Source organism: Streptomyces sp. NPDC085932 (assembly GCF_044540525.1).
Classification (GTDB): Bacteria; Actinomycetota; Actinomycetes; order Streptomycetales; family Streptomycetaceae; genus Streptomyces; species Streptomyces levis.
On record NZ_JBITSJ010000007.1, the window covers coordinates 335,653 to 349,913 of the forward strand.

12 protein-coding genes are annotated in these 14,261 nt (G+C 73.6%); 6 read left to right on the forward strand and 6 right to left on the reverse strand.

Annotated features, from left to right (window positions below):
* The first annotated feature begins 200 nt into the window (after positions 1 to 200).
* Complete coding sequence (locus ACIGAQ_RS31625; protein ID WP_311681461.1) at positions 201 to 782, forward strand: sigma-70 family RNA polymerase sigma factor; 582 nt, start codon at positions 201 to 203, stop codon at positions 780 to 782.
* The gene (locus tag ACIGAQ_RS31630) at positions 779 to 2,071 is read left to right on the forward strand and encodes a zf-HC2 domain-containing protein (protein WP_362281163.1); all 1,293 of its coding nucleotides are present in this window, start codon (positions 779 to 781) and stop codon (positions 2,069 to 2,071) included. The genes ACIGAQ_RS31625 and ACIGAQ_RS31630 overlap by 4 nt, the downstream gene beginning before the upstream one ends.
* Positions 2,072 to 2,101: 30 nt before the next feature.
* On the opposite strand, the gene purU is transcribed toward ACIGAQ_RS31630, so the two are convergent.
* Together purU and ACIGAQ_RS31640 are read right to left on the reverse strand one after the other, a co-directional pair.
* On the reverse strand, positions 2,102 to 2,983 hold the full coding sequence (gene purU, locus ACIGAQ_RS31635; protein WP_399789027.1) for a formyltetrahydrofolate deformylase: 882 nt from the start codon (positions 2,981 to 2,983) through the stop codon (positions 2,102 to 2,104).
* Between the two features lie 46 nt (positions 2,984 to 3,029).
* On the reverse strand, positions 3,030 to 3,530 hold the full coding sequence (locus ACIGAQ_RS31640) for a hypothetical protein (RefSeq protein WP_399789030.1): 501 nt from the start codon (positions 3,528 to 3,530) through the stop codon (positions 3,030 to 3,032).
* A gap of 117 nt (positions 3,531 to 3,647) precedes the next feature.
* Here ACIGAQ_RS31640 and ACIGAQ_RS31645 point away from each other — a divergent pair, with 117 nt between their 5' ends.
* On the forward strand, positions 3,648 to 4,958 hold the full coding sequence (locus ACIGAQ_RS31645; protein ID WP_399789033.1) for an ABC transporter substrate-binding protein: 1,311 nt from the start codon (positions 3,648 to 3,650) through the stop codon (positions 4,956 to 4,958).
* A 52-nt stretch (positions 4,959 to 5,010) separates the two neighbouring features.
* On the opposite strand, the gene ACIGAQ_RS31650 is transcribed toward ACIGAQ_RS31645, so the two are convergent.
* Positions 5,011 to 6,732 carry a hypothetical protein gene (locus tag ACIGAQ_RS31650; RefSeq protein ID WP_399789037.1) on the reverse strand — a complete coding sequence of 574 codons (1,722 nt, stop codon included), beginning with the start codon at positions 6,730 to 6,732 and terminating at the stop codon, positions 5,011 to 5,013.
* 201 nt (positions 6,733 to 6,933) lie between these two features.
* Positions 6,934 to 8,319 carry a transcriptional regulator gene (locus tag ACIGAQ_RS31655; RefSeq protein WP_399789040.1) on the reverse strand — a complete coding sequence of 462 codons (1,386 nt, stop codon included), beginning with the start codon at positions 8,317 to 8,319 and terminating at the stop codon, positions 6,934 to 6,936.
* Positions 8,320 to 8,625: 306 nt separating this feature from the next.
* Here ACIGAQ_RS31655 and ACIGAQ_RS31660 point away from each other — a divergent pair, with 306 nt between their 5' ends.
* From ACIGAQ_RS31660 to ACIGAQ_RS31670, 3 genes are all read left to right on the forward strand, one after another.
* Entirely contained in the window at positions 8,626 to 9,288 is a 663-nt protein-coding gene (locus ACIGAQ_RS31660; RefSeq protein ID WP_311681827.1) for a bifunctional DNA primase/polymerase, read from the forward strand.
* 113 nt (positions 9,289 to 9,401) lie between these two features.
* Entirely contained in the window at positions 9,402 to 10,193 is a 792-nt protein-coding gene (locus tag ACIGAQ_RS31665) for an ABC transporter ATP-binding protein (RefSeq protein WP_399789044.1), read from the forward strand.
* On the forward strand, positions 10,190 to 11,782 hold the full coding sequence (locus tag ACIGAQ_RS31670; RefSeq protein ID WP_399789047.1) for a transporter: 1,593 nt from the start codon (positions 10,190 to 10,192) through the stop codon (positions 11,780 to 11,782). Before ACIGAQ_RS31665 ends, ACIGAQ_RS31670 begins: the two co-directional genes overlap by 4 nt.
* 51 nt (positions 11,783 to 11,833) lie before the next feature.
* On the opposite strand, the gene ACIGAQ_RS31675 is transcribed toward ACIGAQ_RS31670, so the two are convergent.
* Both ACIGAQ_RS31675 and ACIGAQ_RS31680 read right to left on the reverse strand, forming a co-directional pair.
* Positions 11,834 to 12,742: an alpha/beta fold hydrolase gene (locus ACIGAQ_RS31675; protein WP_399789050.1), complete on the reverse strand. Its 909-nt coding sequence runs from the start codon at positions 12,740 to 12,742 to the stop codon at positions 11,834 to 11,836.
* A gap of 552 nt (positions 12,743 to 13,294) precedes the next feature.
* Positions 13,295 to 13,987 carry a metal-dependent transcriptional regulator gene (locus ACIGAQ_RS31680; RefSeq protein ID WP_094056948.1) on the reverse strand — a complete coding sequence of 231 codons (693 nt, stop codon included), beginning with the start codon at positions 13,985 to 13,987 and terminating at the stop codon, positions 13,295 to 13,297.
* Between the last annotated feature and the right edge of the window lie 274 nt (positions 13,988 to 14,261).

The following is a 14,261-nucleotide window of genomic DNA, read 5'->3' on the forward strand; positions in this document are numbered from 1 at the left end:
GAGGGCGGATGGGTAGGCGCGACCCCAAAGGCTCCCGGCGCGGGCGCCGGTGGCCCCCTACCACCTGCGGCCCTCCGGGGGGCGCACATTGCCACAAAGGGGCGTGCGCCGCCGGACGTGCCGACTACATTCGAGGAGACGTGAGGCACAGGCTGGACAGGGCACGGGCGCGGAACACGAGCAGGGGGTGAGGGGGCCGCATGGCGAAGAGGGACGTACCGCCTCGCTGGGACCGCAAGATGCAGCAGCGGCTCGCCCGCGGGGAAGCCGCCGCCCTCGGTGAGCTCTACGACCGGTTCGCCTCCCTGGTGCACGGCCTCGCCCACCGCGTCCTCGGCGACGAGAGCGCGGCCGACCGCCTCACCCGCGAGGTCTTCGTCCACGTCTGGGAACACCCCGACTCCTACGACCCCAAGGACGGCCCGCTGCGGACCTGGGTCGCCGCGCTGACCCACCGGCTCGCGGTGCAGCGGCTGCGCGCCACCGAGACCGCCGCCCTCGCCCGGGACGGCTCCGGCACGGCGGAGGAGCTGGAGCACCGGGTGCGCAGCGCCGCGGTCGCCGCCCGCGCCGACTACATCGTCCAGGCCATGCCGGTCCCGCTGCGCTCGGCCCTGGAGCGGGCCTACTTCCAGCGCCGCGACTACCGCCAGGCCGCCGCCGACCTCGGCATCACCGAGGACGAGGCCCGCCGCCGACTGCGCCTGGGCCTGCAACTGCTCTCCACGGCCCACGACACCGAGGCCCCCGGTGCCCCGCCCGGATTCGGGGGTGCGGTGTGAACGGGCCGGAACCTTCCGGGGCGTACGACGACCACGAGGACGACAGCGGCCCGGGCGGACCCGACCACGGCGACGAGCCGGGCCCCGGCCCCGGGCGGTCGCCGCGGATCCCCATGCCCCGGGCCTCCGTCGAGGACAACGGGCTCCCCCTGCCCGCGCCACCACCACCGGAACGGCCCGTGTTCGACCATCCCGTGCTGAAGTCCCTGCTCGGCGCCTGGGCGCTGGCCGCCTGTTCGGCCGAGGAGGCCACGGCCGTCGAGGAGCACCTCGGATCGTGCGGCGCGTGCGCCGACGAGGCGCGGCGGCTGCGCGAGGCGGTCGGGCTGCTGCAGCGCCCCGAGAGCCTCGACCTCGACCCGGGCCTGCGCACCCGCGTCCTGGAAGCGTGCCTGGACCGGCGCCCGCCGCGCATCCCGGTGCCGGAGTGGGCCGCCGCGTACGACGCCGAGACCGCCCGTCTGGACGCCCTGCTGCAGGACTTCGGCGACGCCGAGTGGCACGCGCCGGTGCGGCTGCGCTGGTTCCACGGCGACGAGGCGACGACCCGCCGGACCACCGTCGCCGGGGTGATCGCGCATCTGCTCAGCGTCGACGGGCTGGTGGCGGTCGCGCTGGGCCTGGACGACCCGCTGGGCGAGGTCCCCTCCGCGCGGCCGACCCCGGCGGAGCGCACCGAGGCCTACTGGCGGGCGTCCCACTTCCCGCCCACCCGCGCGGTGCGCGCCCCCTGGCGGGAGCAGAGCCACAACCTGGTCCGCACGGTCTCCTTCACGGGCGGCGGCGCGGGCAGGATGCCGATCCCCTACGGCGACTTCGACCTGCCGCTGCACGACGCGATGCTCGACCGGGCCTTCGAGTGCTGGGTGCACGCGGAGGACATCGCGGACGCCGTCGACTACCCCTACGACCCGCCCTCGCCACGCCATCTGCACCGCATGATCGACCTGGCGGCCCGGATGCTCCCGACGGCCCTGGCCCACCGCAGGCAGGCCGGCCTCGCGGCACCCGCCCACCACCGCCACCTGGTCGCGGCCGGCGAACCGGGCCGCAGCCTGCGCCTGGAGATCGAGGGCTCGGGCGGCGGCGAGTGGCTCATCCCGCTGGACTCCCCCGCGGCCAAGGGCTCCGCCGAGCACGAGGTGGCCCACGTGGCCCTGGACGGCGTCGAGTTCTGCCGCCTCGCGGCCGGCCACGTGCCCCCGCAGGAGGCGGCAGCGGGTCAGGTCGGGGACAGGGAGGCGATCAGGGACGTGCTGTTCGCGGCGGCGTCACTGAGCAGGATGTGAAACGCCCCTACAGGAGCGCGGGGAGCTGCGCTAGGCGAACACCACGGTCCGCCGCCCGTTCAGCAGGATCCTCCGCTCGGCGTGCCACTTCACGGCTCGCGCCAGCGCCTGGCACTCCACGTCCCGCCCGATCGCCACCAGCTGGTCCGGCGTGACGTCGTGCCCGACCCGCTCGACCTCCTGCTCGATGATCGGCCCCTCGTCGAGGTCGGCCGTCACGTAGTGGGCCGTGGCCCCGATCAGCTTCACACCGCGCGCGTGCGCCTGGTGGTACGGCTTCGCGCCCTTGAAGCTCGGCAGGAACGAGTGGTGGATGTTGATGATCCGCCCGCTCAGCTGCTTGCACAGGTCGTCCGAGAGGACCTGCATGTAGCGGGCCAGCACGACCAGCTCCACACCCTCCTCGCGCACCAGCTCCAGCAGCCGCGCCTCGGCCTCCGGCTTGGTGTCCTTCGTCACCGGGATGTGGTGGAAGGGCACGGTGTAGGAGCCCACCAGCTCGGCGAAGTCCGTGTGGTTGGACACCACACCCGCGATCTCGACCGGCAGCGCCCCGATCCGTGCCCGGAACAGCAGGTCGTTCAGGCAGTGCCCGAACTTGCTGACCATCAGCAGGATGCGCATCTTCTCGTCGCCGCGGTTGATCTGCCAGTCCATCTGGAAGGAGTCACCGATCGCGGCGAAGCTGGCCCGCAGCTTCTCCAGGGTCACCGGGGTGTCCGCCGAGAAGTGGACCCGCATGAAGAACAGGTCCGTGTCGTGGTCGCCGAACTGCTGGCTGTCCTCGATGTTGCAGCCGGTCATGAACAGGTAGCTCGACACGGCGTGCACGATGCCCTTCCTGTCCGGGCAGGAAAGGGTGAGGACGTACTGGTCGGCCGGGACCGCGGCACTGGTGGACTGCTCGTTCATGCAGGACAGGTTCCCACAAGGACCGACGGCACCGGCAATCGTCCCGCTAGGCGGACCTCGTCATGATCCGCAGCACCTCCAGGCTGCGCGGCGGGGTGTCCGGCTCCTCGCCGTCGCTCGCGGCGAGCCGCACATGGGCCTCACGGGCGGCCCCGACCGCCTCCGGCCACGCCTCGTGCTCCAGGTACGCGGCGACCGGCGCGTCCGGCCCCACCTGGTGCATGATCCGCAGCACCCGCAGCACGGCGGTGTCGACCAGGGCCGCCTCCTGCGCGTCCCGGAAGATCGTGCCGACGTACTTCTCGGCGGACCAGTGGTCCAGCCAGGTGTCCTCGACCAGCCGGTACACCGCGTCGGTCACGTCGCCGTAGCCGTCCACACCGGCCAGCCAGACGTCCCGCTGGAAGACGGGATCGGAGAGCATGTGCAGCGCCGAGCGCACGTTGCTGCGCCAGCGCCACCACGGCATGTCGTTGACAGGCATGCCGCCCATGGTGGATGAGCGACGGCCACGTCGGGAAGAGTTCTCCGAAGCTTGCACGGTCATCGATCGTACGTTCCCCTCCACATCGGTCACACGGACCCCCGTAATTCACCTGTACGTCACCGATCGTTGACCGCAGGTCACTCATGGGTTAGCCATGTGACGGAATCGTGCGGAACCATGACCGGCAGGCGACGCACCCGCAGCACATCCCTCCCCGGCCTCCTCACCCGTCACGCCAGAAAAGGCGTCCTCTCCGCGGGCACGGCGGTCGCGTGCGCGTCACTCCTCGTCGGCTGCGGGGTCGTGCCCGGTACCACGGGGGGTGCCGGGGACGATCCCATCACCGTCATGACGTGGGCGCCCGAGAAGACCAGGGCCACCAACAAGCCCGGCATGCCGGCCTTCGCCCGCGCCTACGCCCGCTGGGTGAACGCGAACGGCGGGCTCAACGGCCGCGAGCTCAAGGTGCTGACCTGCAACGATCACAACGACAGCGTGGCCGCCGCGAAGTGCGCGCGGCAGGCCTCCAGGGAGAACGTGGTCGCGGTCGTCGGATCCTACAGCCAGTACGCCGACTCCTTCTTCCCGTCCCTGGAGGGCGCGGGCATCCCCTACATAGGCGGCTACGGCATCACGAACGCCGAGTTCACCAGCCCCCTGTCCTACCCGGTCAACGGCGGCCAGCCCGCGCTGCTCGCCGGCCTGGGCCGCGCGCTCGCCGACTGCGGGCCGGTCGCGCTGGTCCGTCCCGACACCATCGCGGGCGACCAGCTGCCGCCGTTGCTCGACTCGGGCCTGAAGTCGGGCGGGCACGCGCCCGCACGGGATCAGCGCGCGCCGGAGGACGCCACCGAGTACGACGGCCACGCCGAGCGGGCACTGCGCGCGACGACCTCCGACCCGGAGGACGAGGGCTGCGTGGTGCCGGCGCTCGGGGACCGCAACGGCACGTTCATGGACTCCTTCCGCCGCGCCCGGGAGGACTATCCCGACGTCCGCACGGCCGCCGTCCTCGGCAGCGTCGACCAGACGGTGATCGACGCGACCGGCGGGGCGTCGGGGCCCTACGAGGGCTCGTACATCACCGGCTGGTACCCCGTGGCGAGTGATCCGCGCTGGGACGGGATGAAGCGGGTGATCAAGGAGGAGGCCTTCGGCGACAACCGCATCGACCCCGCGGACGCCGGTGTGCAGACCACGTGGATCGCCTACTCCGTCTTCCGCCAGGTCGTCGAGTCGCTCGGCGACGGCGAGGTGAGCGCCGACACGGTGGCCGAGGCCCTCGACGACGGCTTCAAGGCCGACACGGGCGAGCTCACGCCGACCCTGCGGTGGCGGTTCCAGGACGAGCTGGCCTCGGTGGGCTTCCCGCGGCTGGTCAACGCGAACGTGACCTTGCAGGTGGTGCGCGACGGGCGGCTGGTCTCGGCCCGCAAGGGCTTCGTCGACACGACCCGGACGCTGCAGGACGCCGACGTGAACTACTAGGCGGGTGCCTGGCGGTTCACGCCGGTCCGGCTCGTCCGGCTCGTCCGGCGCGTCAGAGCTGCGTCGGCTGGCGCTCGGTCAGGCCGTACGTCTTGGCGATGCTGTTCCACAGCGTGGCCGCCTTGGCCTTCTCGGCGCTCGCGACGCCGCTGGCCCGGTTGCCGGCCTGGGTCTGGCCGGTGACGCGGGCCTGGCCCTTCTTGCAGCCCTTCTTGCCGGCGGTCTGGTCGGCCCAGGCCGCGTAGTGGTTGTCGGCGGAGGCGGAGGCCTGCCACGCCTTGGTGAGGGCGGTGGTGAGCGCGGCGTGGTCGGGCAGCCGGTCGACCTGGATGCCGCCGAGCCGGGTGACCAGCTGGGTGCGCTGCTTGGCGGCGTCGCGCAGGTCCTTGGCGGCCTGGGCGAGGTTGTCGCAGCCCTTGACGTCGGCCACCGCGTTGATCACCGCGCTGCGGCTGTCGCCGCTGTCGGCGAGCAGCTTGTCGAGTTCGACGGCCTGGGCGCGGGCCGGATCGGCGGAGGGTGAGGCGGAGTCGTCCGTCGCGGGCGCCGAGGCGGCCACGGTCTTGTTGTCGTCGCCGGCGTCGTCGTCGCCGCCCCCGCCCGCGAGCAGCGCGCCCGCACCGACGCCGAGGACGGCTATGCCGACGCCGACGGCGGCGATGAGGGGGACGCGCGAGCCGGTCCGGCCGCCGCGGGAGCGGCCCGCGGCAGGAGCGCCGTGGGACGGCTGCGGGGCGCCGTGGGAGGGCTGGGGCCGGTACTGCTCGACGCGGGGCAGTTGCTGGGTGGCCCCGGCGGGAGCGCCGGCGGCCTGGTCGTCGCGGAAGAGATGACCGAACTCGGCCGGCGGCTGCGGGTCCGCGCCGCCGGGCACCGGCGCGATGTACTGCGTGGCCTCGGCGTCCGGGTTCGAGGCGGGCGGCAGCGGCCCGGCGCCCGCACCGGTGCGCGGCCCGGTGCCCAGGAACCGCGTCGCCTCGGGGTCCTCGGCGGACGACTCGGGCGGCAGCGCCCCCGGCCCGACCGGGGGTATGTACTGCGTGGCCCCTTCGTCGGCGGCCGCCGGGACGGGCGGCAGATACTGCGTGGCCGCGGCGGCCCCGTCCGCGGGGACGGGCGGCAGGTACTGGGTCGCCCCCTCGTCGGCGGCGGGGGGCAGCGGGGCTCCTGCCGGACCGTGCCCGTGCGCACCGGGGGGAGAACCGTACGCGCCGGAGGCCGGCGGCATGCCGCCGGCTGCGGATGCCCCGTAGGCGTCGGTGGCGGGCGGCAGCGGGGCTCCCCCGCCGGAGCCGTACCCGCCGGGGGCCTGCGGGCCCTCCGGAGGCAGCGGGGCTCCCCCGCCGGAAGCGCCGTAGGCACCCGCCGGCGGCTGGGCGGTGTCGTACCCGCTGTGGTGTGCCCGCTGGTCGTACGCGTGCGGCGGCCGGGCGCCCTCCTGCGGGAGCGCTCCCGGGTCCTGCGGGTCGGCCGCGGGCTGCCGGCCGTCCCAGGCCTGCTGCTCGGGCGCGTGCCACTGCTGGGGCGGCGGGGACTGCCAGGTCTGGCCCGGCTGCGGGGCCGCCTGCTGCTCCGGACCCCACGGCAGGCCCCAGGTCTGGCCCTCCGCGGGGGCCTGCCCCGTCGAGGGCGGGGCGGGACGACGGCCCGCGGGGGCATCACCGGGTCCGCCCGTCATCCCCGGCAGCAGGGGTTCGCCACCGTCCGAGGGCAGCACGATGCCTTCGCGCGCGGGGCGCGCCGAGGGCTCCTCGCCCTGTCCACTCTGCGTCACCGGGACTCCTACTAATGGGGGACCTTGTGAATCGTCGGGTCACGCTACCGGGTCCCCTGAGCCCCGTGCCACGCAGCACAGGGCGCGACCTCCTGCCCTGTGAGCGCGGTTACAAAACCGGGTCACGGCACGCCTTTCGCGTCACCTCCCGCCCGTCCGGCGGCCGTTTCCCGGATGTTCACGCCTGCGCGGAGCGTGTGTTCACGCCGCCGCCTGCAGGTCGAGCCGTGCGCCGAACTCCCGTACCACCGCCTCGTCCCGGTAAGGCTCCAGCCGCTGCTGGAAGTCCTCCAGGTATTCGGCGCCCCGGTTGGACCGCAGGCCCTCCAGCAGTTCGACGGCCTTCATGCCGGTGCTGCACGCCTCCTCGATCTCCCGCTGCTGCACCTGCGCTGTGGCGAGCAACACATATCCGATGGCCCGCCGTCGGGCCCGGGTCCGCGGATGCCCCGCCAGCGACTCCTGCGCGCACCGCGCGGCCGCCTCGGCCTGCCCGAGGTCCCGGTGGCAGTGGGCCAACTCGTCGGCGAGATACGCCTCGTCGAAGTGCGCGATCCACACCGGGTCGTCCCCGGTGGCCGGGTCGGCCGCCTCCAGGGCGCTCACCGCGCGCCCGGCCGCGACCTGGGCGGCGCGCGCGGCGCCCAGCAGGGCGTGCCCGCGCGCCTCCGCCGCGTGGAACATGGACTCCGCGCGCGGCGTGACGCGCCCCCGCGCCCCCTCCTGCGCCGCCCGCGCCAACTGCGCGATCTCCCGCGGGTTCCCGAGCTGCGCGGCGAGGTGGCTCATGGAGGCCGCGAGGACGTACCCGCCGTAGCCGCGGTCCCCGGCCGCCTGCGCCAGGCGCAGGGCCTGGATGTAGTAGCGCTGCGCCAGCCCCGGCTGGCCCGTGTCGACGGCCATGTACCCGGCGAGCTCCGTCAGCCGCGCCACCGCGGCGAACAGGTCCCGCCCCACCGCCTCCCGGTAGGACCCCGCCAGCAGTCCCGAGACCACGCTGTTGAGGTAGTGCACGACCACCGGCCGCACGTGCCCGCTGCCGTACTGGTGGTCGAGATCCACGAGCGCCTGCGTCATGGCCCGCACGGCCTGCACGTCGGACTGCCCGACCCGTGGCCCGGCCGACCGCGACACCTGCGCGTCCGGCGCCGAGATCAGCCAGTCGCGACTGGGCTCGACCAGCGCGGACGCGGCGACGGAGGAGCCGGACAGGAAGTCCCGCCGCCCCACGTCGCTGCGCCACAGTTCGCAGACCTGCTCGATGGCCCCCAGCACCGTCGGCGAGAACTGCAGGCCGACCCCCGAGGCGAGGTTCTTGCCGTTGGCCATCCCGATCTCGTCGATCGTGACCGTACGGCCGAGTTTGCGGCCCAGCGCCTCGGCGATGATCGCCGGTGCCCTGCCCCGCGGTTGCTGCCCGCGCAGCCAGCGCGCCACGGACGTCTTGTCGTAGCGCAGATCGAGTCCGTGCTCGGCTCCGCACATGTTGACCCGGCGGGCGAGGCCGGCGTTGGAGCATCCGGCTTCCTGGATGAGCGCCTGGAGCCGTTCGTTCGGCTGCCGGGCGACGAGCGGCCTTGCGGCCATGGCGTACCCCCTGTGGCTGCGGTGCCTGCCCACGCACCGAGTTGACGTGTCTTCCGCGGCCGGGCCCTTCGCGTCCCGGCGAAGGGATCCGGCCGTGAAGATCAATGCCCCGCCGACCAGGCGAAAATGCGAGGCATGTGAGGATTGCCGGGGTAACGGCTGGTGCCGGCCCCACTCGTGGCTACCCACCTCGGGCCACGGATCCTCCTGCGCGCCCCCGCACATGCACCCATGCGCCCCGGCCAGGGGCGAGGTGCTCCTCCCCGCGCACGTCGGCGGGCGTAACCCCTGGTGACGCCCGGAGTTGTGTTCATCGTGGAAGAGACGATCGCCGGCACCGAAGCCGCTCAGATCCCGAAGCAGCGCGGGGAATCGCTGCTGGAGACCGCCGTCCGCTACGCCGAGGAGCGCCACTGGGACGTGTTCCCGGGCACCTGGCTGGAAGCCGTCGACGGAAGTCAGCGCTGCTCGTGCGGTGACGCCGCGTGTCCGGCACCCGGCTCGCACCCGGCGCGTCCGGACTGGGCGACGCAGGCGACGGGGAGCGCGACGGTCGCACGGCGGATGTGGCAGAAGCAGCCGACGGCGTCGATCCTGCTGCCGACGGGGCGGACGTTCGACGCGATCTCCGTGCCGGAGACGGCCGGGTTCCTGGCGCTGGCGCGCATGGAGCGGATGGAGCTGACGCTGGGGCCGGTGACGCTCACGCCGGACCGGCGCATGGAGTTCTTCGTGCTGCCGGGGGCCGCCGTGAAGGTGCCCGACCTGGTGCGCAAGCTGGGGTGGTCGGTGTCGTCGCTGGACCTGACGGTGCTGGGCGAGGGGGCATACGTGGCCGCGCCGCCCACGCGGTTCGGGTCCCGTGGGGCCGTGCAGTGGGCCTGCCGGCCGACGCCCGCGAACCGGTGGCTGCCGGACGCGGAGGAGTTGATCTCGCCGTTGGCCTATGCGTGCGGGCGGGACCGGTAGCGCCTGTTCGTCTGCCTGGTGGCGGTCGGCCGGCGGCTGCGGCTTCGTCGTGGTCGATCGCGCAGTTCCCCGCGCCCCTGAAAGAAGGGCGACGCCCCACCGTAAGGTGCACGGTGACGGAGGGAGGCGCGGTGGGATCCAGCGCTGTGCGTGTGCAGGGACTGTGGAAGCGGTTCGGGCAGCAGGTCGCTGTCGCCGGGATCGATCTGGAGCTGCCCGCGGGCAAGTTCATCGGGCTCGTCGGGCCGAACGGGGCCGGGAAGACCACCACGCTGTCCATGGTGACCGGGCTGCTCCGACCCGACCACGGGACCGTCGAGATCGTCGGGCACGACGTGTGGCGCGATCCCGTCGAGGTGAAGGCCCGCATCGGGGTGCTGCCGGAGGGGCTGCGGCTGTTCGAGAGGCTGTCCGGGCGGGAACTGCTGGCGTACTCGGGCCGGTTGCGGGGGCTGCCCGGCGCCGAGGTCGACAAGCGCACCACCCAGCTCCTCGACGTCCTCGACCTGGCCGGCGCCCAGCACAAGCTCGTCGTCGACTACTCCACCGGCATGCGCAAGAAGATCGGTCTCGCCGCCGCGCTGCTCCACAATCCCGAAGTGCTCTTCCTGGACGAGCCGTTCGAGGGCGTCGACCCGGTCTCCGCCCAGACCATCCGGGGCGTCCTGGAGCGCTACACCGCCTCGGGCGCCACCGTGGTGTTCTCCTCCCACGTCATGGAACTCGTCGAGTCGCTGTGCGACTGGGTCGCGGTGATGGCCGCCGGGCGCATCCGGGCCACCGGCACCCTCGCCGAGGTGCGCGGTGACGCGCCTTCGCTGCAGCGGGCGTTCCTCGAACTCGTCGGCGCCCAGGGCCGGGACGCCGGGTCCGACCTGGACTGGCTGGGCGGCGGGTCCCGGTGAGCGCCGGCGCGATCACCCCCGTCCTCATCCGGCTGAAGCTGTCCCTGCTGCGCAACGGGCTGCGGCAGTCCGGCGGACGCAGGGCCGCCTACATCACCTCGGCCGTCTTCGCCCTGCTGTTCGCCGCGCTCCAGCTGATCGGCCTGATCGCGCTGCGCGGGCACGCGCACGCCGCGTCGGTGGTGGTGCTGGCGGTGGCGGTGCTGGGGCTCGGCTGGGCCGTGATGCCGCTGTTCTTCCCCAGCGGTGACGAGACCCTCGATCCGACCCGGCTGGTGATGCTGCCGCTGCGGCCCCGGCCGCTGGTGCGGGCGCTGCTCACGGCGTCCCTGGTGGGGATCGGGCCGCTGTTCACGCTGTGTCTGCTGGCCGGTTCGGTGATCGCGGTGGCCCGGGGCGGGGCCGCGTTCGCGGTGGGCGTGGTCGCCGTCGTGCTGGCGCTGCTGGTGTGCGTGGCCCTCGCGCGGGCCGTGGCCGCCGCCAACGTCCGGCTGCTGACCAGCCGAAAGGGACGCGATCTCGCCGTGCTGAGCGGGCTCGTCATCGCCGTCGGGGCACAGATCGTCAACTTCGGCGCCCAGCGGATCGGGGCGTCCGGGCTGGGCGAGCTGGACCCGGCGGGGGACGTGCTGCAGTGGGTGCCGCCCGCCTCGGCGATCGGCGCCGTGCACGCGGTGAGCGAGGGCTCGTACGGACGCGCCGTCGCACAACTGGCGCTCAGCGCGGGCGCACTGGCGGCGCTGCTCGCGGTGTGGTCGCGGCATCTGACCCGGCTGATGACCTCGCCGGACGGCTCGACCCTGCCGACGGCGGACACGGCCGCCCGCACGCGGTCGTCGACCGGGCTCGCCGGGCTGCTGCCGGCCGGACGTACGGGCACGGTGATGGAGCGCAGCCTGCGCTATGTGTGGCGCGACCCGAAGACCAAGGCCGCCTGGGTGACCTCGCTGGCCATCGGGCTGATCGTGCCGGTCTTCAACGCCTGGCAGGGCACCGGGTCCGTGTACTTCGCGTGCTTCGCGGCCGGCATGCTCGGCATCCAGATGTACAACCAGTTCGGGCAGGACTCCTCGGCGTTCTGGATGGTCGCGATGACGATCTCCTCCACCCGTGACGCCTACGTCGAACTGCGCGCCCGGGCCTACGCCCTGCTGCTGATCACCCTGCCGTACGCCGCGCTCGTCACCGTCCTCACGACCGCGATGCTCGGCGACTGGCCGCGGCTGCCCGAGGCGCTGGGGCTGTCGTTCGCGCTGCTCGGCGCGATGCTCGCGACCGGGGCGTGGACCTCCGCCCGCTTCCCCTACTCCATCCCGCAGGAGGGCTACAAGAACGTCGCCCCCGGGCAGACCGGGCTCGCCTGGATCTCCATCTTCGGCGGGATGATCGGGGCGGCCCTGCTCTGCGCGCCCGTCATCGCGCTCACGATCTGGCTGAACGTGAGCGCCGACGGCGACGACCTGGCCTGGCTGCTGCTGCCCGTGGGCACGCTGTACGGAGCGGTGCTCACGGCGGTGGGACTGCGCCTGGCCGCTCCCCGCACGGCCCGGCGGCTGCCGGAGATCCTCCAGGCGGTCAGCAAGGGCTGAGGGGGCCGGGCGGGCGGTGGCCGGGCGCCGGTCGTCGGTGGCCGGCCGGTCTCAGTCGTCGCCGAGGGAGTCCAGGAACGGTTCGATGGCCGCGCGCCAGGCCTCGGGCTGGTCGTAGTGGACGAGGTGGCCGGCGTCGGCGACCTCCGCGTACTGGCCGCGCGGCAGGACCCGGACCATCTCCTGGGCCTCGGCGCGGCCCAGCTCGCCGTCGAGGCCGCGCACCACCAGGGCGGGGCACCGCACCTGGGCCAGCTCCTCCCAGTGCGCGTCGTACACCCACGTCTCGCGGGAGCGGAGCATCTGCTCCGGCTCGAAGACGGGGCGCCAGCCGTCCGGGGACTCGGCCATCACCTCGGCGTAGAACGCGCCGCGGGCCGGGTTGGGCCGCTCCACCCAGGGGTCGTCCTCGCCGAACCACTTGCGGACGTCGGCGAGCGTGGCGAAGGGCAGCGGCCAGGACGCGAACCACTGGGCCCACTCCCGCTGCGACGCGGCGCCGAGGGCGGAGGCCCGCATGTCGCAGATGATCAGCCCGCGGACCAGGTCCGGACGCCGGGCGGCGAGCTGCCAGGCGGTGAGCGCGCCCATGGCGTGACCGATGAGGACGACCGGGGCGAGACCGAGCTGTTCCAGAGCGGCCTCGGCGTCGTCGACGTAGGCGTCCCGGGTGAAGGCGCCCTCCGGGGGCTTCTCGCTGCGGCCGTGGCCGCGCTGGTCGAGGGCGACCGCGCGGTACCGGCCGGAGAGCCACCGGGCGGTGGGCGCCCAGTGCGAGGCGCGGCCCATGAGGCCGTGCAATAACAGCACGCCCGGGGAGCCGTCGGCCCCGGACCGCCCGCCGTGCCCCTCCCCCGCGCCCGGCCCGTCCTGGGACGGATCGGTCTTGGGCGGGTCGCCGAACTCCCAGGCCGCGAGGCGTACGCCGCCCGTCCCGGTCACGTCGATGCGTCGCGCCATGTCTGGCACCCCCCAAGCTTCGCGCGGACCGCGGCCGCTCCGGCCGGACGGTCCTGGGAACCGTGTTCTGCCTGCTGTGCCTGTCCTGCGGGTCCCTGGTGAACCCGTGCCCTGCGTCGCCCGCAGACTATCGAATGCGCTTTCGAAGATGCGGTTCCGGCGGGCAACACCCCTCATTCGAGTGACGGCCCTCGGGGATTGATCGCCGCTGCCGAGGGGAGATCTTCAGCGGGAGGCGGACCGCTCGGGGAAACAGGTCCGCGGGGGATGACCCTGAGAGCTCGGGGCTCCGGGTCAGCACAGGGGAGGACAGGCCCCGGCGCCGCACGGCGCCGGGGCCCTCTCCGTCCGAACGGCACATCCTCCCGCCCCCTCCCCGGCCGGGTGACATCGCTGTCAGGCCACGGCCCAGAGCCCTTCAGGTCATATGCCTCACGCGACAGCGTCGCACGGGAAGCGGACGAGCGCTGCCATTCGACGGACCGGACCCGGAACGCGGTACGGATCACGCCAACGCCGCAAGCGCCCCCGCGGCCCGTGCCATCGACCGGATCAGGGCTTGGCGACGAACACGTGGGAGGCCACGTCCGACTCCAGCTCGGCCGCCTCGCCGCCGCTGCCCACCAGCACGCCGCCCGCCGACTCCGTCACGCTCACCACCGAGCCGGGCTGCACGCCCGCGCGCCGCAGCGTGTACATCAGCTGCGCGTCCGTCTGGATCGGCTCGCCGATGCGGCGCACCACGACCGTCTTGCCCTCCGTGCCCGGGTCGAGGCTGGCCAGCGACACCATGCCCTCGTCCAGGAACGGGTCGGCGCCGTCCTTCTCGCCCAGCTCCTCCAGGCCCGGGATGGGGTTGCCGTACGGCGACTCCGTCGGGTGCCGCAGCAGCTCCAGGACGCGACGCTCCACGGCCTCGCTCATCACGTGCTCCCAGCGGCACGCCTCGGCGTGGACCTGCTCCCACTCCAGACCGATCACGTCCACGAGCAGACACTCGGCGAGGCGGTGCTTGCGCATCACGCGCGTGGCGAGACGGCGGCCCTCGTCCGTGAGCTCCAGGTGCCGGTCGGTGGCGACGGACACCAGGCCGTCGCGCTCCATCCGCGCCACGGTCTGGCTCACCGTCGGGCCGCTCTGGTCGAGCCGCTCGGCGATACGGGCGCGCATGGGGACCACACCCTCTTCCTCCAGCTCGAGGATGGTGCGGAGATACATCTCCGTGGTGTCGATCAGTCCGGACATACGTGCCCCTCGAATGAGATCTGCCGGAGGCTGGACGGCTCACCGGCGCGTGCGCTGGCCCTGCACCCAATTCTGCCGGATACCACCGACAACCGTGCCGCGGGAGGAGAAGCGGTGGATCACCGGGTCCCGGAGCAGCGTACGGAGTCCCGCTTCGTGCCCCGACCGGCGCCGGGGCCACGCGGGGGGATCCCGGCCGTATTGACACCGCACTGGTCCAGACCGCACCGTGATGCGCGACACAAGCCCGTGGGCCACTCCGCACCAGTCCGAA

Coding starts and splice junctions, on each gene's coding strand:
- ACIGAQ_RS31625 (WP_311681461.1), top strand. CDS start 201: ATGGCGAAGAGGGACGTACCGCCTCGCTGGGACCGCAAGATGCAGCAG.
- purU (WP_399789027.1), bottom strand. CDS start 2,983: ATGAACGAGCAGTCCACCAGTGCCGCGGTCCCGGCCGACCAGTACGTC.
- ACIGAQ_RS31640 (WP_399789030.1), bottom strand. CDS start 3,530: ATGACCGTGCAAGCTTCGGAGAACTCTTCCCGACGTGGCCGTCGCTCA.
- ACIGAQ_RS31645 (WP_399789033.1), top strand. CDS start 3,648: ATGACCGGCAGGCGACGCACCCGCAGCACATCCCTCCCCGGCCTCCTC.
- ACIGAQ_RS31655 (WP_399789040.1), bottom strand. CDS start 8,319: ATGGCCGCAAGGCCGCTCGTCGCCCGGCAGCCGAACGAACGGCTCCAG.
- ACIGAQ_RS31675 (WP_399789050.1), bottom strand. CDS start 12,742: ATGGCGCGACGCATCGACGTGACCGGGACGGGCGGCGTACGCCTCGCG.
- ACIGAQ_RS31680 (WP_094056948.1), bottom strand. CDS start 13,987: ATGTCCGGACTGATCGACACCACGGAGATGTATCTCCGCACCATCCTC.